Here is a 21,408-nt window from a genome sequence, read left to right on the forward strand (position 1 = left end):
CGCCTACTCCTTGAGTGATCCGAGGGTCAGGCCGCGGACAAGCTGCTTCTGAACGAGCAAGATGAAGATGAAGCTCGGGATCACGGCGGTGGTGCCGAGCGCCGCGATGAAGCCCCATTCCGAGCCCGTCGAGGTGACGAAGGTCGTGATCTTGACCGGCAATGTGCGGATCGAATTGGTCAGGAACAACGACAGCAGGAATTCGGTCCACGAGAAGATGAAGCAGAGCACGGCGGTGGCGGCGACACCGCCCTTCACCATCGGCAGCACGACGCGCCAGAAGATCTGCAATCGCGTGGCGCCGTCGATCATGGCGGCTTCGTCGACGTCGACCGGGACGTCGTCGTAGAACGATTTCATCAGCAGGACGGCGATCGGCAGGTTGATCAACGTGTCGACCAGGATCAACCCGAGCCGGGTGTCGAGCAGCGACATGTAGTGGAACATGAAGACGACCGGCACGATGATCGCGATCGGCGGCATGAAGCGCTGCGACAGGATCCAGTTCAGATAGGCCTGCCGCCAGCGGAACCGCATCCGCGACAGCGCATAGGCCGCCAGCACCGCCAGCAGCAGGGTCAACGCGGTCGCGCCGACCGCGATCAGCAGCGAATCGATGATGGTCTGGCGGCTGTCATAGGAGCTTGCGCCACCCACGCCAAACGTGTTGCCGGATTCGATCGCGAGCTCCGCGCGCGACTTGCCGAGCATGGTCACGGCATAGTTCACCAGCGTCGGCTTGAAGTTGAACCAGACGATCTCGTCCTTGTCGAAGATCGCCGACGTCGGCTTGAACGAGGTCAGCGCCCACCAGAACAGCGGAAACATGAAGATGCCGACCACGAGCACAGCGGCCACGTCGCGCAATCGCTTCTGCCAGAAGGTTTCCTGCATCAGAACCGCACCTTGAACAGCTTGATGAAGATGGTCGAGGTGACGATCACCAGGAGCAGGGTGAACAGCGAGATCGTCGAGGCGTAGGGAAAGTCGGCATTCTTGAAGTAGATGGTGCCGGCGTAGGAGGTCAGCGTCTCCGTGGCGGTGCCTGGTCCGCTATCGGTCATCACCTTGACGTAGTCATAGATACGGAACAGGTCGACGCCGCGGATCAGGACCGCGAGCGCGATGATCCTGGACAGCATCGGCAGCGTCAGGCGGAAGAAGGCCTGCCTTGGGGTTGCTCCGTCGATCGCGGCGGCCTCGAACGGCTCCTTCGGCAGAGCGCGCAGCCCGGCGAGCATGATCAGCACCATGAACGGCGTCCACTGCCAGATGTCGGCGAGCAGAACGCCGGCCAGCGCCGAGTGGCTGGAAGCGAGGATCGGATATTGCGGCGGCCACAGCCCGAGCGACACCAGCCCCATGCTGAGCACGCCGAACGAGCCGTCCAGCATCAACAGGAACATCATGCCGGTGACCGCGGGCGGCACCACCAGGGGCAGCGTCATCAGCGCGCGGAGCAATCCGTAACCCTTCCGGTCACTGTCGAGCAGCAGCGCGATGGCGAGGCCGAGGCAGAGTTCGATCAGCAGCGCGATGATCGTGTACATATAGGTGTGGCCGATCGCACCCCACACCCGATCGTCGGCGAACAGCTTTCCCCAATTCCAGGTCGGGTTGAACACGTTCATCCGGGTGACCGGGTTGCGCTTGAAGAGCGAGAGCCACAGCGCATAGAGCAGCGGATAGACACCGAACGCCAGCAGCAGCGCGGTGATCGGCGCCAGCCACGGGAACGGGTGTTCCGAGGTCAGAAACCGTGGCCAGACGCTGCGCCGCGTCGTGCCCGATACCGGCACGTCGACAGCCAGACTCCGCGCATGGTGCGACACCATTGACGTTTCCTCGCGCATCGCTTTTCTCTCGGCGCCGGGCTCTTTCGGCCCAGTTCGCTGTCTTGTTTCAGGGCCGGCGTGATACTCCGGATCGGGGAGACCGGGCCGCGCGTGGCACCAGCGCTCGCGCCGTTGCCACGTCGGTCACCAGAATTGTTGCGTAGTTGCTGTTGAGCGCGGCGTAGACCGCATCGACCTTGTCGCTGCCGCCGGCAATGCAGATGCGCTCCGGCACGTTGGCGATCTCGTCGAGCGTCAGGCCGATCATCTGGTTGTCGAGTGCGCCGAGGATCGGCTCGCCTTCCCTGCCGATGAAACGTCCACTGACCACGCCGACGGCGCCACGCGCCAGATACGGCGCGATGTTCTCGGGCGACATGTAGCCGCTGCGCATCGCGGTGCCGGCATCGTCGACGCTGCCGACGCCGAACAGCACCTTGTTGCTCGACCGAATGATCTTGAAGGTTTCGACCAGCGCCGGCTCCTGCATGAACAGGCGCTTGATCTGGGCGGTGGAAACGATGCCCGGGGCATGCAGGTTGACGCAGCGCGCGCCAAGCCGGTTGGCGATATTGGAGGTGCACAGCTCCGGAGAGAATTCCGTGGTGCCGATCGAGCAACCGGTGATCTGGGCGACGGTCACGCCCGGAAGCTTCATTTCGGGCAACGACGCCGACAGCGCCTGCACCGTGCGCCCCCACGATACGCCGAGCACATCGTCGGGCTGCAGCCGCTCGATCAGAAGCTTCGCGCCGGCCATGCCGATCCGCTCATGCACCGGCAAACGGCCGCCGTCATCGGGCACGACGAGACAGCTGGTGAGGCCATATGCGTCGGCCAATTCGCGCGCGAGGCCGATGGTCTGCAAATGCCGTGACGACACCGCGATCGTGACGATGTTGCGGTCGCGGGCTTCTTGCAGAAAGTTCACGACCGAGGCGCGCGAGACACCGAGTTGATCGGCGACCTCTTCCTGCGTCATGCCCTCTTCGTAATAGAGCCACGCCGCCCATACGACAGGATCGCTGTCGAACTCTGCGGGGATCGACAACGCCCTGCGCTTGATGCGCGGCGGCGTCACCTGGCGTTGCAGCGTCTTGGTCATCAGCGATCCGGCATCAACGTCGTCGTTCACAAAATGCACATCGTATTGACAATTGTCAATCAGCCCGATTAATTGCCATCACGATTTGTCAAATGTCACGATCGGCCGCGACGGCAATGCTGCGGCGCAGGACTTGCCCGGGAATTTGCCGATGTCACAGCACAACTGGACCGCGCTGATCGACGATCTGGTGGCAGGCCGCTGGATCAATCCGCTCACCGGTGCAGCGGTAAAGGTGCCCTACGACTCCATCGCGATCGAAGACAGCCTCGAGGGACGCGAGGCCGAACTGGTCGCCGCCTTGAAACTCGGCGATCGCCTTGCTTTGGTCGCCGACGAGGCGACGTATGAGGCAATGGGCGCGCGCGTAGCCAAGGCGCTGCGCGAACTCGGTCCGGTCGAGACTGTCGTGCTCGATCATCCCCACGCCGACATGGCCGAGGTCCGTAGCCTGACGGAAAAGTTGCGCGCGTTCGATGCGGTCGTTGCGGTCGGCTCCGGCACGGTCAACGACCTCTGCAAATACGTGACGGGCCTGGACGACCGGCGCTATTGCGTGTTCGCCACCGCCGCCTCGATGAACGGCTACACCTCGTCGACGGCATCGCTCACGCTCGACAGTGGCTTGAAGGTGTCGCTGCCCTCGCACACGCCTGCGGGCTTCTTCGTCGACCTCAAGGTGTCCGCCGCCGCGCCGCCCTACCTCGCCGCCTCCGGCTTCGCGGATTGCCTCGCCCGTTCGGTCGCGCAGACCGACTGGTGGATGTCGCACCGGCTGCTGGGCACCGCCTATTTCCAGGAGCCTTACACGATCCAGGCCGCCGACGAGATCGAGCTCAACAAGCGCGCCGGCAATCTGCCAAAGGGTGACATCGAGGCGATGGGATATCTCTATCGCGTGCTGACCCTGTGCGGCCTCGGCATCTCCTTTACCGGCGTTTCGCACCATGGCTCGATGGGCGAGCATCAGATCTCGCACTACATCGATTGCTTCGCGGGTGCACGTCATCCCGGCTCCCTGCACGGCCAGCAGGTGGGCATCGCGGCATTGAGCATGGCGCGGCTGCAGCAGCAGATGCTCGCCGCAGATCGCCCGCTGTCAGTTCATGCGACGCACATCGATTTGGCCGACATGAAGCGTCGTTTCGGCGCGGAAGTTGCCCTGCAATGCGAGGCCGAGTTGAAGCAGAAGGCGTTCGACCAGGACGGAGCCATCGCGTTCAACCGCAAGCTGGAGGATGCATGGCCCGAGCTCCGGCGCGAGCTCTCCGCCTTCACGATTCCGGTTCACGAAATGAAGCGGCTGTTGTCAGCCGCTGGTGGTCCCACGACGGCAACCGAGCTCGGCGTGCCGCTGGGCTTCTATCGCGAAGCCATCGTGCATTGTCGGGAGATGCGTAACCGCTTTTCCTTCCTCGACATTGCCGCGGATGCCGGAACGCTGGAGGCATTTGCGCAAGGCGAAAATTGATCGGAGGGCCGTGACATGACTGCAAAGCCGCTCGTCGCCGTGACCGGTGCCAGTTCCGGCATCGGAGAAGCCACCGCCCGCGCCTTTTCTGAGGCCGGCCATCCCGTCCTGCTGATGGCACGCCGGATCGAACGGCTGGATGCCATGCGCCTGCCCAGTTCGATCTGCCGCAAGGTCGATGTGCGCGATCGCGCCGCGCTGACCGCCGCCGTGCGGGACGCCGAGGCAGAGTTCGGCCCGGTCGACATGATGTTCGCCAATGCCGGCATTGCCAGGCTCGGGGACATCGGCAACCAGGATCCGGCCGACTGGGATGAGATGATAGCGATCAACGTCAACGGCGTCATGAACAGCGTGCATGCCGTGATGGCGGGCATGATGGCGCGCCGCCACGGCACGCTCGTGATGATGAGCTCGATCGCGGGGCGAAAGGTCTATCCCGACCACACGGTCTATTGCGGTACCAAATTCTTCGTGCACGGGGTCTCCGAGAGTCTCCGTGAATATCTGTCCGGCTACGACGTCCGGGTTCTCGTCGTTTCGCCCGGCATCATCGAGACCGAGGTGCTGGACGGCGTGAGGGATCCGGACACGCTCGCGAACTACAAGGCGAACAAGGCAGCGATCGGCGGCGGCATCGGGGCGGAGCACGTCGCGAAGCTGATCCTCGACGCCTACAACCTGCCGCAAAACGCGCTGGTGCAGGAGATCTGCATCACGCCGACCCGACAGAAATACTAAGCGCGCCTGCGCTCGCTTCCAGGAGCCGATCATGACCGACACCGAACTTCAGCTGCGCGAGGCGATCATCGCGAAGTGCCGCTGGATGAATGCAACCGGGCTGAACCAGGGAACGTCCGGCAACATTTCGGCACGCCATGGCAACACCATGCTGATCTCGCCGTCCGCGACGCCATACGATTCCCTTACCCCCGACATGATCGCCGCGATGCCGATCGACGGCGAATACGGATCGTGGAAGGGGCCGCTCAAGCCCTCCACCGAATGGCGCTTCCATCTCGACATCATGAAGGCCCGGCCGGATGTTGGCGGGATTGTGCACACCCATTCGACCTACGCCACCGTGCTGGCGATCGCGCGCAAGGAGATTCCGGCGTGCCACTACATGATGGCGGCGTTCGGCGGCATGAACGTCCGTCTCGCCGATTATGCGAGGTTCGGCACGGCGGAGCTGTCCGAGTATGCGCTCGCCGCGCTCGAAGGCCGCACGGCCTGCCTGCTCGCCAATCACGGAATGATCGCCACGGGTGCGTCGCTCGACAAGGCGATGTGGCTCGCCGTCGAGCTCGAGACGATCGCCCGGCAATATTATCTGACGCTGGCAATCGGTGGGCCGGTGCTGTTGAACGAAGCCCAGATCGGCGAGACTGCCGCCGCCTTCGGCAGTTACGGCGTGCAGGATCCACCAGTCGGAAATTTACAGGCATAGCGGCGCCGCCGAGAGGCACCATGTGATCAGCTTGGCTCCGATCGGAATCCGGACGGAAGAAGCTGCGGCCACGGCACCGCTCGCGGTCGGAGCACGGTCATGAAACGCATCGCCGGGTTACGCGAGATCGCAGATCAGTTCGACCTCTTCCTGATCGAGCAGTACGGCGTGCTGCACGACGGCGTCGCCGCCTACCCGCGCACGATCGACGGATTGGCGAAGATCACGGCCTGCGGCCGAAAGATCATCATCCTGACGAACTCCGGAAAATGCGCGGCAGCAAACCGGGCCGACCTCCACGCGCTGGGTTTTGCCGGCTCTTGCCTGAGCGGCATCGTCAGCTCGGGCGACGTGGCCCTGCAATGCGTCAAGAGCGGGGTATTGGGGCCGCCCTTCGCAGCGGGCGCAGCCGTTTGCGTGATCGGCGATCCCGACGACCACTATGCCTTTTCGTCGGATGACTTCGAACTGGTCGACCAACCGCAAGACGCCGCCTTTCTGGTGTTTGCCGGATCCGACGTACCGCGGGTCTCGCTGCGGGCCTATCAAGATGCACTGGCAAGTCCCGCCAGAGCGCACGTGCCGGCGATCTGCATCAACCCGGATATCGCGACGATCCGCCATGGCGAGATCGTGCCGGCAGCAGGAGCCATCGCGAGGCTCTACGAGGATCTGGGTGGCTCGGTCGAGTATATCGGCAAGCCGCATCTGCTGATCTTCGCCCACGCCGTCGCAACCGCCGAATTGCGGCCCGGCGCGCGGCTCGTGATGGGCGACAGCCCGCATCATGACGTGGCCGGCGCAAGACCGATGGGACTATCGACGCTTCAGGTCCAAAGCGAGAATTATCGCCATTTGCCAAAGTGCCAATTACTGCGTCTGTGCGACCGATCCAACGGCGTCCCGGATTTCGTCATCCCGGCCTTCGCGTGGTGAATGCCAGCCGCGACTCGCGCCCGGCTGGGATACCAGTCTGACAGGCTCGCTCCGACGTCATGAATTGTGTATTCAGGTCTGGCGGAACGCCGGGATGTGGCGAGTCTCACACGATGATCGACGAGAAAGAACTCGAAGAGCGCCTGGTCGCGCTCGAGGCAGCCAAGTCCTGGAGCCCGCGCGTCGTCTCGCGGCTGGAGACGCTGCTGCGCTCCGGCCCGGACGAGGCGCTGTACCGCATCAATCCGATCCAGTTCGCCAATGAGAAGTCGATTGCGGAGGCAGAGGGGATCGATCTCTTCCTCCATGCCTGCGTCGCCGGGCTATTCGACATGGATTGGCTCCTGGTGTGTCCGATGTGCTCCGACGTCGTCGAGAGCTTCCGGAGCCTGCGCAAGCTGCACACGCATTTCCACTGCCATCTCTGTCAAAGCGATTACGACGCTGCGCTTGACGATTACATCACGGTGACGTTCACGGTCTCGCCGGCGGTGCGCGGCATCCGCTTCCACAAGCCGGAGGCGCTTTCTGCCTGGGATTACGTTTTCCACTACAAGCTGACGTTGGGCGGCCTCATGCCGGACGGGGTGCCGTGGAACGAGACCGCCAAAGGCCTGGTGCGGGCGCTCACCCGCATCGAACCGGGTTCGACCGCAAGCCTCGAGGTCGACGCCACCGAAGGCGCGCTGTTCGGCCAGGATTTCGACAGCGACGCCCAGTTCCTTTTTCCGGTGACGGAGGGAGTAGGCACAACGCTTCCCGGCGTGCCGGTTACGCTCGACCACGGTAGTTGCACAGCCACTGCCGCAAGCATCGCACCGGGCAAGGTGGTGTTCGAGGTTCACAACGCCGGAAAGCTGCCGGTGGTGTTCGGCATCCTGCAGCTTCCGGCGGAGGCCTCTGAGCGCCCAAAACTTCGTTTCCCGGCATATCTGTCCGGCAAGCGGCTGCTGATGACCCAAACCTTCCGCGATTTCTTCCGCTCGGAGGTGATCAGCGCGACCGAAGGCATCGCGGTTCTCGACGTGACGCTGGTGTTCACCGATCTCAAGGGCTCGACCGCGCTCTATGAGCGGATCGGCGACCTCAACGCCTACATCCAGGTACAGCGGCACTTCCAGCACCTCCTCGACGTCACGGTCCGGCACAATGGCGCCGTTACCAAGACGATTGGCGACGCCGTGATGGCGGCGTTTTCGACCGCGGCGGACGCGGTGCAGGCGGCGTTGGAGATGCGCGAGGCGGTCGATGAACTCAATCGCGACCGTTCGCAGCGTGATTTCATCCTCAAGATCGGCGTGCATCGCGGCGCCTCGATCGCGGTCACGCTCAACGAGCGGCTCGATTATTTCGGCCAGACGGTGAATATCGCCGCACGGGTGCAGAACCTCGCCGATGGCGACGAGATCTGCATCACCGAGGACGTTCACCGCGCACCTGAAGTGGCCGAGATCATCGCGCCATACCCGGTGACAAGGAGTGAGGCCGAGCTCAAGGGCGTCAGCAAGGCGATGCCGGTCTATCATCTGGCCAGGGCATGATCCGGAATCTCGTCATTCTTCGGAGCCGCTGCTGGATAAGCCAACCAGACGTTCGAAACGCAGCCGGCGCATCACCCCCCCTCGGCGGAGAGGAACAGGCGATAGGCCGGGTTTTCGCTCTCATTCCAGTAGGGATAGCCGAGCGCATCCAGCGCCTGAACGAACCGGGCGCGCTCCTGCGGCTTGACTTCGATCCCCGCCAGGATGCGTCCGTAGTCGGCGCCGTGGTTTCGGTAGTGGAACAGCGAGATGTTCCAATCCGGCGCCAGACTCTCGAGGAATTTCAGCAGCGCACCCGGGCGCTCTGGAAACTCGAAGCGATAGATCACCTCGTCCTTGAGCAGCGGCGCGCGGCCGCCCACCATGTAGCGCACATGGTCCTTGGCCATCTCGTTCTCGCTGAGATCGAGGATCGGATAGCCTTCGCGACGCAGCAACTCCATCACCTCCCGCTTCTCGGCCTCGCCGCGGCTCAAGGCGATGCCGACGAAGAGTTGCGCCGGCGCGGTGGTCTCGGCAAAGCGGTAGTTGAATTCAGTGATGGCCCGCGAGCCGAGGATGCGGATGAAGTGCCGATAGCTGCCAGGCTTCTCCGGTACGGTCACCGCCAGCAGCGCCTCGCGATGCTCGCCGACCTCGGCGCGATCGGCGATGGTGCGGAGCCGGTCGAAATTCAGATTGGCCCCGCTGTTGACGGCGATCAGGCTGCCCTCGCTCAGCGCGCCGCGCTCGGCATAAGCCTTCAGCCCGGCAAGCGCCAACGCTCCGGACGGCTCGGCAACCGATCGCATGTCGTCGAAGATGTCCTTGATCGCCGCGCACATGGCGTCGGTGTCCACCGTGATCACCTCGTCGAGCATGTCGCGGCAGAGCCGGAACGTCTCCGAACCCACCTTGCGCACCGCGACGCCGTCGGCGAACAATCCGACCTGATCCAGCGCGACGAGGTCGCCCTTGGCGAGCGCCGCCGCCATCGACGCGGCGTCCGCCGGCTCGACGCCGACGACCTTGATCGAGGGATTGAGGAACTTCACGAACGCAGCCACGCCTGCCGCCAGACCGCCGCCGCCGATCGGCACGAAGATCGCCTCGATCGGATCGGGATGCTGCCGCAGGATCTCCATCCCGACGGTGCCCTGGCCGGCGATCACATCGGGATCGTCGAACGGATGCACGAAGGTCAGGCCGCGGGCGACCTCGATCTCCCGGGCCTTGGCTTGTGCGTCGTCGAACGCGTCGCCATGCAGGACAACATCGCCGCCCAAGCGCCGCACGGCTTCAACCTTGATCGCGGGTGTCGTCCGCGGCATCACGATCGTTGCGGGAATACCGAGCTTGCGCGCCGACAGCGCCACGCCCTGGGCATGATTGCCGGCCGATGCGCAGATCACCCCCAGCCTTCGCTGCGCATCCGGCAGCCTGACGATCTTGTTGTAGGCACCGCGGATCTTGAACGAGAAGATCGGCTGCAAATCCTCCCGCTTCAACAACACCGTCCGTGACAGGCGCTCCGTCAGCCGCGGCATCGGATCGAGCGGCGTCTCGACCGCAACGTCGTAGACGCGGGCGGTCAGGATGCTTTGGGCGTAGTCGCGGAGTGCGCTTGCGGTCATCGGGTCGCTTCTGTCGATGGGAGGCAATCCTTATCGGTTGCACCTGCCCATCGTCGGCGCCGACCTCGCGAGCAGACGGTACGAAACTGCCGCTGCATCCAGGTCGAAGCATCGCATGACCGGAGGCGCGAGTGAAGCAAAGACCACCGGATCAATCGCCTGGCCGGGCGCAAATGAAGTCATCCGGGTCGTCGCGGGAGGCGCTGCCAAAATATCGAAAACAACCCCATGCAAAGCAGCTGGCTGCCGACGGGCAACTTGACACGTCGGGCAAATCAGGGGTATGTTTCGAATATTCCGAAATCGAGCATCGAGCGCCTCCAGCGCCGCGGCCATCCGCCATGCCGCCCCGGCGTGGACCGGTTCACGCCACGAGTTTCGATGAATTCCAATCCCGGCCATGGTCGCCCGGCGCTTCCCAGCCCGTTTCGGAGACGATCAGCGTGTCCTCGAGCTTGATGTAGCCACGCGCCGGATGCAGCAGCGCGGTCTCGATCGAAATCACCATCCCCGGCTCGAGCGGCCGGTCGGCGTCATATGGCGCGTAGGGCACCGGGCCGGTCGCGGTCAGGCGCGGGGCTTCGTGGCTGACCAGGCCAATCCCGTGCGCGGTATAGTCAAGCACGGCGCGGTGCGGTGAAGTTGCGACGGCGGCCTCGCCCGCCGCGATGATGTCACCACCCATCGCGCCCGGCCGGATCACGCGCCGCGCCGCCTGCTGGATGTCCTCGACCTCCTGCAGCAACTCGCGCAGCTCGCTGTCGGGCTCACCCAGCACGCCCATGCGGCTGAGGTCGCCGATATAGCCGCGGTAGTTTCCGCCGGAATCGATCGAGATCACGTCGCCCTCCGCAAGGCGTTGGTTTGACGGCGCGCGGTTATGGCTGTTGCCGCCGGCAATCAGGCAGTATTCGAACACCAGATCTCGCGCATGTTCCTCTTGGCGCAGACGAGCGACAATATCGTGCTTGGTCATGCCTGGCACACAGCTCCTGAACGTCGCCAGCATCGCATCGACCACCCGTTCAGAGGCTTCCCTGATGAGATCGAGTTCGGCGGGAGATTTTACTGCGCGAAGCCGCTCGAAGGTGAAATGGGCTTCGCGTAGTTCGACACCGTCGAGCCCGGCGCACAGATGATCCCTGGCATCGGCCGGCAGGAAGCTCGCCTCGATACCGACGCGCTTTGCCGCAGTCCCGAGTTGCCGCACATGATCGATCGCGAGGTCCATCGCATCGATCGTTCCCCAGCTGCCCGTCCTGACCAGCGGCGTCCACATCCGTCCGAGATCGTGCTCGAACTTCTCCATGCGGTTGCCGATGTAGATCGCGTTTTCCGGATGTCCCTTCTGATAGACGAACACCGGCAGATAGCGGCTCGTGCCGATCGCCTCCATGACATCGAAGAAAAAGAAGCGATAGCCGCCGAGCAGGTATTGTACGTTATGCCGCGAGGTCGCGATCAGCACGTCGAGTCCTGCCTCGTCCATCAGCCGGTCGAGCTTCGCGGTATCGAACGGCGCTGCGGCTGCGATCGTGTCGTGCGCATTGTCCATGGATTGACCTTCCGTCTTTCAAGTTGCCGTTTTTGCGGCCAGCGGCTTCGGTGCGGTGCCTGCGTTCTCGCCAAACAGAGCCACCGGTCGTCCGTGCGGCTCGACGCCGAGGAACGTGAAGGCGAGCCCGATCAACAGGCCCGCGCCGGCAAGAAAGCAGAACGCCGGCATCACCGCCGCGGCGGTCGCGCTCGGATGCACCAGATTGTCCGCACCCGCGATCAGCGCGAGGCACAATGGGCCGACGATCTTGCCGACCCCGTTCGAGAGCTGGGCAAGCCCGACTGCGCGTCCCGAAAGCTGGACCGGAAAGATCTCCGCGGGATAGGGCCCGATGTTGGAGAACCCGCCGTCGAAGAACACGGCGCCGATGATCAGGAACACCAGAAAAAGCGGCACCGAACCGGCAAAGTCATTGTGAAAGTACGCGGCGAGCGCCAGCGAGATCGCGGTGCCATAGCCCATCAACTGGCCGCACGGCTTGCGGCCGATCCGATGCGCCAGAAAGGCAAAGCCGGTCCGGCCGAGCACGCCGGCGAGGCTGACATAGATGAACATCTTGGCCGCCTCCTGCGGCGCGACGCCGAGCAGCAGCGCCACGATCGTCGGTCCCCACAGGAAGACGCCGTAGTTCGCCGTGCTGGCGCCGAACCAGACCAGAACCGTCAGCCAGAAGCGCCGCTGCTCGGCAAAGAGATCCGCGAATGTCGCCGGGTTGGCCGGCGGCAGCGTCGGCAGCACGAACTCGCCGCCGCCGACCTGATAGAGTTTCCGGATGCTCGCCTGCGCCTCGCGCACGCGGCCCTTGCTGATCAGCCAGCGCGGCGATTCCGGCATGATGATCATGGTCAGAATTGCGAGGATGATAGGCAGGAAGCCGACCGCCGCCAATCCGCGCCAGCCGACCAGCGGCAGCAGGAAGCTTGCGGTGACCGACGCCGCAAGCACGCCGAAGGCGACCGGCACCACCACGAGGCTCGTGACCAGCGTGCGATGACGGGTCGGAGCGAATTCGACGATCGCGGGAACCGCTGCCGCGGCGCCCGCGGCAAGACCGAAGCCCACGAAGAAGCGCAGGATCGCAAACGCAACCCAACCGTCTTCCGGAATGAACGCGATGGCGCCCGAGGTGAGGCCGCAGAGCATGACGCCCGATATCGCCAGCGGCTTGCGCCCGAAACGGTCCGCGAGGACTCCCGCCGCGAACGCGCCCAGCATCGCGCCGATACCGGCGCTCATCAGCATGATCGAGGTTTGCCCGAACGTCAGGTGCCATGTCGGCGCCAGCACCGAAACCAGGAATCCGACCACAAAGAAATCGAAGAAATCGACCACGCCGGTGATCGCGAAAATGATGATCGATAGCCAATAGCGCGTCGTCACCGGCGCTTCGTCGAACGGCACGGCGCTCGCCTGCTCAGTCATGGTCTCCCCCTGTTGTTATCAAGCCGCCTTCTTTTTTGAATTCAGGAATGCCGTCACCGCTTTCACCACCCGTTCGGGCGCCTGGATCGAGGCGACGTGGCCCACGTTTGCGATCGTCCTGGTTTCGACGTGGGCAAGATCGCGGCCGAGCGCGAATGTCTCTGCGTTCGGGATCAGCCGGTCGTCGCCGCCGACCAGCAGCAGCGTCGGGCGATCGAAGCCTGCCAGGTCGGCGACGACCGGCTGCGCCAGCAGGGCGCCACGCCGCGCCTTCTGGCCATCGTCACGAGTCGAGCCACGGAAGATCTCGATTAGTTCGGGCCGGGCACGCAGGTAATCCGGTGGGAAGAAGTACTCGGCGATCTTCGGCGCGTTGGTGATGGTGTCGCCGCGGTACGACGCCAGCGTGCGGAAGACGTCCGCGTTGACGTCAAGCGGGCTCTTGTTGACCTTCCAGGTGCTGCTCAGGACCAGGCGATCGATCCGGCCGGGGTGCCGCGCCGCCAGCACTTGCGCGATCAATCCGCCCAGTGAAGTGCCGAAGACGTGGACGCGATCGTAACCAAGCCCCAGGATCAAGGCCGCGGCATCGTCGGCCAGATCGGCCAGCGAATAGGACGACGGCGGATTCCTGGTGCCGCCGGAATCGCGCTGGTCATAGGCGATCACGGTGAAATGCGCCGCCAACTCGCGGGCGAGGCCGTCGAACATCGAGTGATCGGCCTCGCCGCCATGCAGCAGCACGATCGGTTCACCTCGTCCCGACTTCTCATATGCCGTGACGATGCCGTTGGATTCGAACGATTGCATCGGTGCCTCCGTCAATGCAGCAGCGTCGAGAGCGCGCCGGCCAGTTCCTTGGCCGGATCCGACGGCAGCCACGGCATCCGCCACGCCACGTGGCCATCGGGGCGCACCAGCACGGCGCCGCGCATGCCGAGCTGGAATCCATCCGCCGGGTCGGCCGACGGCAGCTGCTTCAGCGACAGCGGCAAGCGGGTCTTCTCCGACACCTGCCTTCCCGCCTCCAGCCACTCGCCGCCGAGCGGCCCGGTGACGACGGTGAACTCCTTGTCGAACCAGTCGAGCGTCGACGTCTTGCGCGAAGGCTCGAGCCACATATGCGGGAAGCGCGCGCCGGGACGATCGGTCGGCGTGTAGTAGCGGGAGTTCAACGCCTTCGCGACGGTGCCATCGGGGATCACCGCGCCCTCCTCGTAATTGTGACCGAGGTTCTGACCGATGCTGTGCAGGTGATTGTCCATATCGTTGATCCAGAACTTGATCCGGTCCGGATTGCGCGAGCGGACGGCATCGTCGGTCAACCCGAAGCGCAGCCGGTTGCCGTAGCTGAAATTGGCATTCGACTGCGCGATCGGGCGGCGTTCGCTGGAATAGCTGTCGAGCAGCTTTTCATCCGCCATGCCCTTCAGCACGAAGGCGAGCTTCCAGGCGAGATTATGCGCGTCCTGAACGCCGGAGTTCAGGCCGAATCCGCCGGTCGGTGGAAAGCGATGCGCGCAGTCGCCGACGAGAAATACCCGGCCCTTTCGAAAGGTCTCGGCGACCTGCATGCTGACGCGCCAGATCGAACGGTTCAAAAGCGCGACATCGAGATCGGGAATGCCGACATGACCGCGCGCGATCTCGATGAACTCCTGATCGGTCCACGGCCGCTCGCGATCGTCCTTGGTCAGGCCGATCTGCGTCACGGTCAGCCAGCGATCCCTGCCATTCGTGTTCAGGATGCCGGCGCGCGGCAGATCGGGCGTGTCCGGGACGATGATGAAGCCGGCGGCCTCGCGCGCGATCGGCAGCCGCGACAGATCGGCGCGCCAGTATTCGTTGGACATCACCGCCAGCGTCGACGGTCCGACCATGTCGATCCCGGCATTTCGCCGCGTCTGGCTGCCGGCGCCATCGGCGGCGATCAGATAAGTCGCGGTCCAATGCGTGACCTCGCCGGTCTTTTCGCAACGCGTCGTGATGCTGACGCCGCTGTTGGTCTCCTCGAACGATTCACAGGACGTGTTGAACAGAACCGTGGCATGCTCGGACTTCTCGACCACCCGCAGGATTTCCTCTTCGACGGCGTCCTGCGCGACCAGGCTCTTCCAGGCCGGGGTATGACCGACATTCGGTTCGGGACGGGTGCGGCCGAATTCGTGACCCGCAATGCTGTCGAGGAACACGAACATGTCGGAGTTGTCCTGCAAGCCGCGCTCGCGGATCGCCTGCTCGATGCCCCACTGCCGGAAGATCTCCATGGTGCGGACCCAGCAGCCTCGCGACTTCGGATGATCCGTCGTCGTCGGGCTTTTCTCGACCACCACGCAGTCGATGCCGAAGCGGTCGAGCAGCAAGGACATCGCCAGGCCCACCGGCCCGCCGCCGGCGATGAATACGGATGTCTGGCGTGCCTCCTCGGTCGCGATGCCCATCCTCGTCTCCCCTCCGTTTGATCGTTGCGGAGAGACTGCGCTCTTTTTGGTATCTCACAAGAATATGTTTGATATGGTATCTATCTCGAACTGAGATGGGGTGCCCGTCATGGACCTGCGGCAGATCCGTTATTTCGTCGCTGTCGCCGAGCGTGGCGGCTTTGCCGCCGCGGCCAGCACACTGAATGTCGCGCAGTCCGCGCTCAGCCGTCACGTCAAGGAACTGGAGGCCGAGTTGGGCGGCGCCTTGCTCGAACGCGGCGCGCGCGGCGTCTCGGTCACGGAGTCCGGCAAGGTGCTCCTCGCGCGCGGACGCTGGCTGCTCGGCACGATCGACGACATCAAGGCCGAGGTGCGCACGGAGAACCGCGAGCCGAGCGGTACGGTGCGGATCGGTGCGCCGCCGAGCCTCGGCGACATCCTCTACCCGCCGCTCGCCCAGACATTCGTGAAGCAGTTTCCGCGCGTGCGGCTGGAATTGAACGAAGGCCTGACCGAGAGCGCGTCCGAACGCCTGTTACGGGGCGAGCTCGATCTGGCGATCGTGACGACGCCGCCTCCCAATGATCATCTCGACTATGAGATGTTGATGTTCGAGCAGGTGTTCCTGATCGGGCCGCCGCGCGATCCGCTGCTGAAACGCGGCAGGCTGACCCGCAGGGAGTTCGATGCCCTGCCGTCCGCCGTGGGCCCGCTCAGCCGCAACCCGTTCCCGTCGACGACGCTCTCCGCGGTACGGGTCGACAACAGCACGCCGATGAAGCGCATGGTGGCGCTGGGCCTCGGCTATGCCTTGCTGCCGTTCTCGGGAATTCACCAGGAAGTGGCTGCCGGCGCGCTGTCGGCGGCGCTGTTGCCGTGGATGCGCGCCGAACGCGTGCTCGCACTGCCGCGCGGCCGGCCGGTCAGCAGGGCAACGCGTGAAGCAATCGCCGCATTGAAGACGATCTGCAGCTCACTGATCGATGACGGCATCATCCTGACCGTCCCGGCGCGCAAGAGCTGAACAGCGCTCGCCGCGCGTCCCGGCTCGGCCATCTGATCCGCGACCGTCTTGACCATAGTTGTCATGACAACTATAGAGACATTCCAAGATTGGCGATCAAGCCGGCTGCTCCCGCCGAGGAAGGCGCGAGCCGTGAACCCGCAATGGCACCGCGGGCGGCGCTGTGCGTCGCCGACGGTTGCTCGAAGGGAGGACATGATGGACGCTGCTTCGCAGAACCACGCGGCAAGGCTGCGGGAGATTTCCCGGCTCATTGACGACCGCCCGAGCGAGCGCATCTTCGAGGTCGATCGCCGGATCTTCACCGATCCCGAGATATTCGAAGCCGAGTTGCGCCATGTCTTCGAGGCCACCTGGAACTTCATCGGCCTGGAGTCCCAGATCGCCAAACCCAACGACTTCGTCACCACCCATATCGGCCGGCACCCGATCCTGGTGATGCGGAGCGCCGAGGGCAAGGTCGGGGCATTCCTCAACACCTGCCGGCATCGCGGCACCATCGTCTGCCCCTTCAAGCAGGGACGGCAGAAGTTTCACGTCTGCCGCTATCACGGCTGGGCCTACGATTCGAGCGGGCGCAACATCTCGGTGACGGAGCAGGCAGGCGGGCAGTATCCGCCGTCGTTCTCGAACCAGAATCACGATCTTCTGCCGGTCGCCCGGCTTGGCTGCTATCGCGGCTTCCTGTTCGCGAGCCTCTCGGCCGACGTTCCGCCGCTGGAGGACTTCCTCGGCGACACCCGCGCCTTCCTCGACCTCATCGTCGATCAGAGCGACAGCGGCGAAGTCGAGCTCGTGCCCGGCGCCAGCACCTACACGTTCGACGGAAACTGGAAGCTGCAGTTCGAGAACGGCCTCGACTATTATCATTTCGCGACCACCCACAGCTCCTATGTCGACATCCTGAAGAAGCGCAACGCCACCGCCGGTCCGGACGCCGGATTCACCGCGGAGCCGGACGGCGAGCAGGAAGGGCAAGGCAGCTTCAGTTTCGACTATGGCCACGCGGTCAACTGGTCGATCAAGCGCACGCAGCTCTACGGCCGGCCGCTCGGCATGGATCCGGCGCGTCTCGACGCCGTACGGCAGCGGGTCGGCAGCACCCGTGCCAAATGGATGCTGCGTCAGCGCAACCTCACGATTTTTCCGAACCTGCAAGTCATCGACATCCTGTCGGCGCAGGTTCGCACCTGGCGGCCGCTGGCGCCCGACAAGACCGAGATGGTGTCGCACTGCCTCGCACCGGTCGGCGAGAGCGCCGCGGCCCGCACGCTGCGCATCCGCAACTACGAAGATTTCTTCAACGCCTCGGGGCTCGCGAGCTCCGACGACAACGTGATGTATGAATTCTGCCAGACCGGCTATGAGGCCACCACCGCCGCGCCGACGCAAGGCTATCTGCGCGGCGTCGCTGACGTCGGCCACGGCGAGAGCCCGTATACGCGCGAGCTCGGCGTCACCCCGTCCGAATGGTCGTTCGGCGCTCCGAATTTTGGCGGCGAGACGAACTTCCATCCCGGCTATCGCGAATGGCGCAGGCTGCTGCAGCGCGCCGCAGGGGAGACGGCGTGATAGCACGTGACACAATCAGGCAAGCCGATGCCGAAGCGGTCGCAGCCGCGACCATCTTCCGCGAGGCCCGGCTGCTCGACACCGGCGAATGGGCCGATTGGGTGGCGATGTACAGCGAAGATGCCGTGTTCTGGGTGCCGGCATGGCTCGACGAATACACCACCACCAACGATCCCGGGACGCAGGTCTCGTTGCTCTATCACGATGCGCGACGCGGGCTGGAGGAGCGGATCGCGCGCATCGAGTCGCGCAAGTCGATCACCGCACTGCCGCTGCCGCGCACGGTGCACCAGATCTCGAACCTGGAAGCGTCCGCGACCGGTCCCGGGCAGATCACCTGCCACTCGGTGTTCTCGGTCCATGTCTACGACCCGCGCGTGGCCAAGGAGCATCTGCGCCATGGCCGCTATGAGCACACGCTGAGACGCGACGGCGAAACCTGGACGATCACGCGCAAGGTCATCACGCTGGTCAATGACCGCATCCCGACCGTGCTCGATTTCTACAGCATCTGAGAAGGCCCATGACGGATCAAGGAACCTGGCACGAAGCCGCCGCAGTCGGCGCGCTGACCGAAGGCGAGCCACATGGCATCGAAATCGCCGGCCACCACATCGCGCTCTATCGCGTCGGCACGGAGTATTACGCGACAAGCAACATCTGCACCCACGCGGAGGCGCTGTTGTCGGACGGCATCCTGGACGGCTGCGAGATCGAATGCCCGCTGCATATGGGCCGCTTCGACATAAGGACCGGCGAGGCACTGACCAGTCCGGTCGAGATCGACATCCAGACCTATCCGATCCGCGTCGCAGGCGACCGGCTCGAGGTCTGCCTGCCCGCGTAGGGCGACGATCAATAATCAAGAAACGGGGGGAACGGAAATGACCGAAGTCGCGATCGACAAGGCGGCGATAACGACCGCCGATCCGGAGATCGAGCGCACCACGATCCGCAAGGTCGCGCTGCGCCTGATGTGGTTCGTGATGGCGATGTACTTTCTCGCCATCCTCGACCGCGGAAACATCTCCTTTGCCGCGCTGCAAATGAACAAGGAGCTCGGGCTCAATGCCGAGATGTTCGGCATCGCGGTCGGGATCATGTACTTCACCTATTCGATCTTCGAGATCCCGAGCAATCTGATCCTCAGCAAATACGGCGCACGCATCACGCTGACGCGGATCGCGATCCTGTGGGGCATCGCCACCGTGCTGATGGCCTTCACGCAGGGCCCGTGGAGCCTCTACGCGTTCCGCGGCTTCCTGGGTTTTGCCGAGTCCGGCCTGTTTCCCGGCGTGATGCTGCTGCTCAGCCTCTGGTTTCCGTTCAGCTACCGCGCCCGCTACAATGCGATGTTCAACTATGCGGTGCCGATCTCCTACATCTTCGCCTCGCTGATCTCCGGCGCCATTCTCGAGCTCAACGGCACGTTCGGCATCGCCGGCTGGAAATGGCTGTTCATCCTCGAAGGCGTGCCGCCGATCATCCTGGGGATCGTCGGCATCTTCTACCTGACCGACCGCCCGCAGCAGGCGACCTGGCTGTCGACGGCGCAACGCAACTGGCTGACCGGCGCGCTGGAGCGCGATGCCAAGGCAACCGGCGTGGTGCATGCCGAGGGCGTGCTGCGCACCATCACCAAGCCGATGGTGCTGCTGTTCGGCCTGTGCAATTTCGGCCTGTTCTGCGGCCTGGCCTCGCTGTTCCCCTGGCTGCCGCAGATCATCAAGACGTTCGGCCTGCCGAATTCGCAGGTCGGCTTCGTGACCGCGATTCCGCCGGTCGCCGGCCTGATCGGCATGATCATGCTGTCGCGGCACTCCGACCATGTCGGCGAACGCTTCTACTATGCCGCCATGACCTTCCTGATCGCAGCCGCCGGCTTCGCGATCGCCGCCTTCGCGGCGACGCCGGTCTGGATCATCATCGGATTCATGGTTGCCAATGTCGGTGTCTATGGTACGCAGGCCGTGTTCTGGACCATTCCGCAATCCTACATGTCGCGGGAGAGTGCGCCGGGCGCGATCGGCCTGGTTGGCATGATCGGCAGCATCGGAGGCGCCACCATCCCGGTCGTGATCGGACGCGCCAAGGACGCCTCGGGCAGCTTCACCATCGGATTCCTCGTGGTGACGGGGGTCCTTGTCGCCGCTGCGGCGCTGGTGCTGATCGCCCGCTCCCAACTCGTGAAAGAATGAAAAGCCGCACTGTCACAAGCCGGACCAAAGCTACTGACCCGCGCCGCGCCTCGCAGGAGGACACGCGCTCGGAACTGGTGATCGATTTCGCGCGCTACGTGCCGACCGTGCTGTCGAGCCTGGTGGCGAAGCTGCGGGCGAATGCCAATGCGTTCTTCCCGCAGGCCTACGGCGTCTCGCTCGCGGAATGGCGGGTGCTGTCGTTCCTGAGGGAGCATGAGCCGGCCAGCGCCTACGACATCTGGACCAACGCGCAGCTCGACAAGGCGGTCGTCAGCCGCGAGACGACGTCGCTCAGGAAGAAGGGCCTGATCGAGCTGACGCCGGTCCGGGGCAGCGCCCGGAACCGGACCGAGATCCGGCTGACGGCCCAGGGCGTGGCGCTGCTCGACCGCAGCCTGGACGAGATCCTGCGCCGGCACAGCAACCTCACCGCCGGCCTCGATGCCGGCACGCTCGACACGTTCTTCCGTGTGGTCGATCACATCGAGCAGCGCATTCCCCACATGGGCGATCCATCCGCAGGCGCCACGCCGGATCATGCGCCGGTCAAACGCATCACGAAGCACAGAGCGCCGAACAGCGCTGCGAAGCCTTAGTCCGCAGAAGCACCGATCCCGTCGATCGAAATACGAATCACGTGGCGGTGAGCGCATGACGGAACCGGGCGTAATTTATGTTTCAGTAAGCAAGTTGTAGCTAGGATCATTGCGTAGGTTGCGTTTGCGTATGGGAGACTTCCAGTGATCGACTTTGACGAACTTCGTAGTATCGCCGCGGATGTTCGTATCTTCATCGACGCGTCGGAAGACAAGGGCGGCGCCCTGAAGGCCATCGTCGACGCCTACGATGTCGTGCTCGGGATTTTCCCGGCCGGCCCCGGCATGGACCTTCACGTGGTCAAGGGCAACGAAGTCCTCAACCACATCGCGCAGACCCAGGCCTCGTCGGGCTTTACCCACACCGCCATCGCCTTCCAGAATCGCGAACAGGCGGTTGCGCTCGAGCAACTGATGGCGGCCTGACCATCGGCGCGGCCGCGTTCCGCGCGGTTGAAGGCATTGCATCTGGCGCCGGGATGAAAGGGTCATCCGGCGTCGCATCCGTGTGATATGCAGTTTGTGCCAATCGCGTCCCCGGTCCGGTGACGACGCTTGCCTGCCTTCTTGAAAAGACAGGCGAAAATCCACCCCCTTGCAGACGACACCACGATCTCGCAACACTTGGTGTCAGGCGATCAGCTGCGCTACACTTGTGAGC

Annotated in this window: 20 protein-coding genes; 12 read left to right on the forward strand and 8 right to left on the reverse strand. The window is 64.1% G+C overall.

Annotated features, from left to right (window positions below; translation table 11 throughout):
• Positions 1-3: 3 nt before the first annotated feature.
• The 3 genes from CWS35_RS34770 to CWS35_RS34780 all read right to left on the reverse strand — a co-directional run bounded on the left by CWS35_RS34770 (position 4) and on the right by CWS35_RS34780 (position 2,970).
• The gene (locus CWS35_RS34770) at positions 4-894 is read right to left on the reverse strand and encodes a carbohydrate ABC transporter permease (RefSeq protein ID WP_100955628.1); all 891 of its coding nucleotides are present in this window, start codon (positions 892-894) and stop codon (positions 4-6) included.
• Positions 894-1,835 (reverse strand): carbohydrate ABC transporter permease, encoded by a 942-nt coding sequence (locus CWS35_RS34775; protein WP_100955629.1) that lies wholly within the window; start codon positions 1,833-1,835, stop codon positions 894-896. Before CWS35_RS34775 ends, CWS35_RS34770 begins: the two co-directional genes overlap by 1 nt.
• Before the next feature lie 67 nt (positions 1,836-1,902).
• Positions 1,903-2,970, reverse strand: a complete 1,068-nt coding sequence (locus tag CWS35_RS34780) for a sugar-binding transcriptional regulator (protein WP_157817310.1) — start codon at positions 2,968-2,970, stop codon at positions 1,903-1,905.
• Between the two features lie 121 nt (positions 2,971-3,091).
• On the opposite strand from CWS35_RS34780, the gene CWS35_RS34785 reads away from it, so the two are divergent.
• From CWS35_RS34785 to CWS35_RS34805, 5 genes are all read left to right on the forward strand, one after another.
• Positions 3,092-4,411 carry a sn-glycerol-1-phosphate dehydrogenase gene (locus tag CWS35_RS34785; protein ID WP_100956925.1) on the forward strand — a complete coding sequence of 440 codons (1,320 nt, stop codon included), beginning with the start codon at positions 3,092-3,094 and terminating at the stop codon, positions 4,409-4,411.
• 15 nt (positions 4,412-4,426) lie between these two features.
• The gene (locus CWS35_RS34790) at positions 4,427-5,152 is read left to right on the forward strand and encodes an SDR family oxidoreductase (protein ID WP_100955631.1); all 726 of its coding nucleotides are present in this window, start codon (positions 4,427-4,429) and stop codon (positions 5,150-5,152) included.
• Between the two features lie 31 nt (positions 5,153-5,183).
• Positions 5,184-5,861 carry a class II aldolase/adducin family protein gene (locus tag CWS35_RS34795; RefSeq protein WP_100955632.1) on the forward strand — a complete coding sequence of 226 codons (678 nt, stop codon included), beginning with the start codon at positions 5,184-5,186 and terminating at the stop codon, positions 5,859-5,861.
• A 99-nt stretch (positions 5,862-5,960) separates the two neighbouring features.
• Positions 5,961-6,797: a TIGR01459 family HAD-type hydrolase gene (locus tag CWS35_RS34800; RefSeq protein ID WP_100955633.1), complete on the forward strand. Its 837-nt coding sequence runs from the start codon at positions 5,961-5,963 to the stop codon at positions 6,795-6,797.
• A 113-nt stretch (positions 6,798-6,910) separates the two neighbouring features.
• Positions 6,911-8,338 carry an adenylate/guanylate cyclase domain-containing protein gene (locus CWS35_RS34805; protein WP_245438785.1) on the forward strand — a complete coding sequence of 476 codons (1,428 nt, stop codon included), beginning with the start codon at positions 6,911-6,913 and terminating at the stop codon, positions 8,336-8,338.
• A 71-nt stretch (positions 8,339-8,409) separates the two neighbouring features.
• Here CWS35_RS34805 and ilvA read toward each other — a convergent pair whose 3' ends face one another.
• The 5 genes from ilvA to CWS35_RS34830 form a co-directional block, all read right to left on the reverse strand.
• A complete protein-coding gene (ilvA, locus tag CWS35_RS34810; protein ID WP_100955635.1) occupies positions 8,410-9,951 on the reverse strand; it encodes a threonine ammonia-lyase, biosynthetic in 1,542 nt (513 codons plus the stop codon).
• Positions 9,952-10,315: 364 nt separating this feature from the next.
• Complete coding sequence (locus CWS35_RS34815; protein WP_100955636.1) at positions 10,316-11,506, reverse strand: Xaa-Pro peptidase family protein; 1,191 nt, start codon at positions 11,504-11,506, stop codon at positions 10,316-10,318.
• Positions 11,507-11,524: 18 nt separating this feature from the next.
• Positions 11,525-12,931: an MFS transporter gene (locus tag CWS35_RS34820; RefSeq protein WP_100955637.1), complete on the reverse strand. Its 1,407-nt coding sequence runs from the start codon at positions 12,929-12,931 to the stop codon at positions 11,525-11,527.
• A gap of 18 nt (positions 12,932-12,949) precedes the next feature.
• The gene (locus tag CWS35_RS34825) at positions 12,950-13,741 is read right to left on the reverse strand and encodes an alpha/beta fold hydrolase (protein ID WP_100955638.1); all 792 of its coding nucleotides are present in this window, start codon (positions 13,739-13,741) and stop codon (positions 12,950-12,952) included.
• Positions 13,742-13,752: 11 nt separating this feature from the next.
• On the reverse strand, positions 13,753-15,372 hold the full coding sequence (locus CWS35_RS34830) for an FAD-dependent monooxygenase (protein WP_100955639.1): 1,620 nt from the start codon (positions 15,370-15,372) through the stop codon (positions 13,753-13,755).
• 109 nt (positions 15,373-15,481) lie between these two features.
• Here CWS35_RS34830 and CWS35_RS34835 point away from each other — a divergent pair, with 109 nt between their 5' ends.
• The 7 genes from CWS35_RS34835 to CWS35_RS34865 all read left to right on the forward strand — a co-directional run bounded on the left by CWS35_RS34835 (position 15,482) and on the right by CWS35_RS34865 (position 21,173).
• Entirely contained in the window at positions 15,482-16,378 is an 897-nt protein-coding gene (locus CWS35_RS34835) for a LysR family transcriptional regulator (RefSeq protein ID WP_100955640.1), read from the forward strand.
• 198 nt (positions 16,379-16,576) lie between these two features.
• Complete coding sequence (locus CWS35_RS34840) at positions 16,577-17,950, forward strand: SRPBCC family protein (RefSeq protein ID WP_100956927.1); 1,374 nt, start codon at positions 16,577-16,579, stop codon at positions 17,948-17,950.
• Positions 17,947-18,465: an aromatic-ring-hydroxylating dioxygenase subunit beta gene (locus CWS35_RS34845; protein WP_245438786.1), complete on the forward strand. Its 519-nt coding sequence runs from the start codon at positions 17,947-17,949 to the stop codon at positions 18,463-18,465. Before CWS35_RS34840 ends, CWS35_RS34845 begins: the two co-directional genes overlap by 4 nt.
• An 8-nt stretch (positions 18,466-18,473) precedes the next feature.
• Positions 18,474-18,797: a non-heme iron oxygenase ferredoxin subunit gene (locus CWS35_RS34850; RefSeq protein WP_100955641.1), complete on the forward strand. Its 324-nt coding sequence runs from the start codon at positions 18,474-18,476 to the stop codon at positions 18,795-18,797.
• Between the two features lie 37 nt (positions 18,798-18,834).
• Complete coding sequence (locus CWS35_RS34855) at positions 18,835-20,148, forward strand: MFS transporter (RefSeq protein ID WP_024579802.1); 1,314 nt, start codon at positions 18,835-18,837, stop codon at positions 20,146-20,148.
• Positions 20,145-20,747: a MarR family winged helix-turn-helix transcriptional regulator gene (locus CWS35_RS34860; RefSeq protein ID WP_100955642.1), complete on the forward strand. Its 603-nt coding sequence runs from the start codon at positions 20,145-20,147 to the stop codon at positions 20,745-20,747. The genes CWS35_RS34855 and CWS35_RS34860 overlap by 4 nt, the downstream gene beginning before the upstream one ends.
• A 144-nt stretch (positions 20,748-20,891) precedes the next feature.
• A complete protein-coding gene (locus CWS35_RS34865; RefSeq protein ID WP_024579800.1) occupies positions 20,892-21,173 on the forward strand; it encodes a hypothetical protein in 282 nt (93 codons plus the stop codon).
• The last annotated feature ends 235 nt before the right edge of the window (positions 21,174-21,408 follow it).

The organism is Bradyrhizobium sp. SK17 (assembly GCF_002831585.1).
GTDB lineage: Bacteria > Pseudomonadota > Alphaproteobacteria > Rhizobiales > Xanthobacteraceae > Bradyrhizobium.

Bases quoted from the DNA above. Each gene is read 5' to 3' on its own strand.
- CWS35_RS34820 (WP_100955637.1), bottom strand. From the start codon at position 12,931: ATGACTGAGCAGGCGAGCGCCGTGCCGTTCGACGAAGCGCCGGTGACG.
- CWS35_RS34785 (WP_100956925.1), top strand. From the start codon at position 3,092: ATGTCACAGCACAACTGGACCGCGCTGATCGACGATCTGGTGGCAGGC.
- CWS35_RS34860 (WP_100955642.1), top strand. From the start codon at position 20,145: ATGAAAAGCCGCACTGTCACAAGCCGGACCAAAGCTACTGACCCGCGC.
- CWS35_RS34835 (WP_100955640.1), top strand. From the start codon at position 15,482: ATGGACCTGCGGCAGATCCGTTATTTCGTCGCTGTCGCCGAGCGTGGC.
- CWS35_RS34790 (WP_100955631.1), top strand. From the start codon at position 4,427: ATGACTGCAAAGCCGCTCGTCGCCGTGACCGGTGCCAGTTCCGGCATC.
- CWS35_RS34775 (WP_100955629.1), bottom strand. From the start codon at position 1,835: ATGGTGTCGCACCATGCGCGGAGTCTGGCTGTCGACGTGCCGGTATCG.
- CWS35_RS34825 (WP_100955638.1), bottom strand. From the start codon at position 13,741: ATGCAATCGTTCGAATCCAACGGCATCGTCACGGCATATGAGAAGTCG.
- CWS35_RS34850 (WP_100955641.1), top strand. From the start codon at position 18,474: ATGACGGATCAAGGAACCTGGCACGAAGCCGCCGCAGTCGGCGCGCTG.
- CWS35_RS34830 (WP_100955639.1), bottom strand. From the start codon at position 15,372: ATGGGCATCGCGACCGAGGAGGCACGCCAGACATCCGTATTCATCGCC.
- CWS35_RS34840 (WP_100956927.1), top strand. From the start codon at position 16,577: ATGGACGCTGCTTCGCAGAACCACGCGGCAAGGCTGCGGGAGATTTCC.
- CWS35_RS34800 (WP_100955633.1), top strand. From the start codon at position 5,961: ATGAAACGCATCGCCGGGTTACGCGAGATCGCAGATCAGTTCGACCTC.
- CWS35_RS34770 (WP_100955628.1), bottom strand. From the start codon at position 894: ATGCAGGAAACCTTCTGGCAGAAGCGATTGCGCGACGTGGCCGCTGTG.
- CWS35_RS34855 (WP_024579802.1), top strand. From the start codon at position 18,835: ATGACCGAAGTCGCGATCGACAAGGCGGCGATAACGACCGCCGATCCG.
- ilvA (WP_100955635.1), bottom strand. From the start codon at position 9,951: ATGACCGCAAGCGCACTCCGCGACTACGCCCAAAGCATCCTGACCGCC.
- CWS35_RS34815 (WP_100955636.1), bottom strand. From the start codon at position 11,506: ATGGACAATGCGCACGACACGATCGCAGCCGCAGCGCCGTTCGATACC.
- CWS35_RS34805 (WP_245438785.1), top strand. From the start codon at position 6,911: ATGATCGACGAGAAAGAACTCGAAGAGCGCCTGGTCGCGCTCGAGGCA.
- CWS35_RS34795 (WP_100955632.1), top strand. From the start codon at position 5,184: ATGACCGACACCGAACTTCAGCTGCGCGAGGCGATCATCGCGAAGTGC.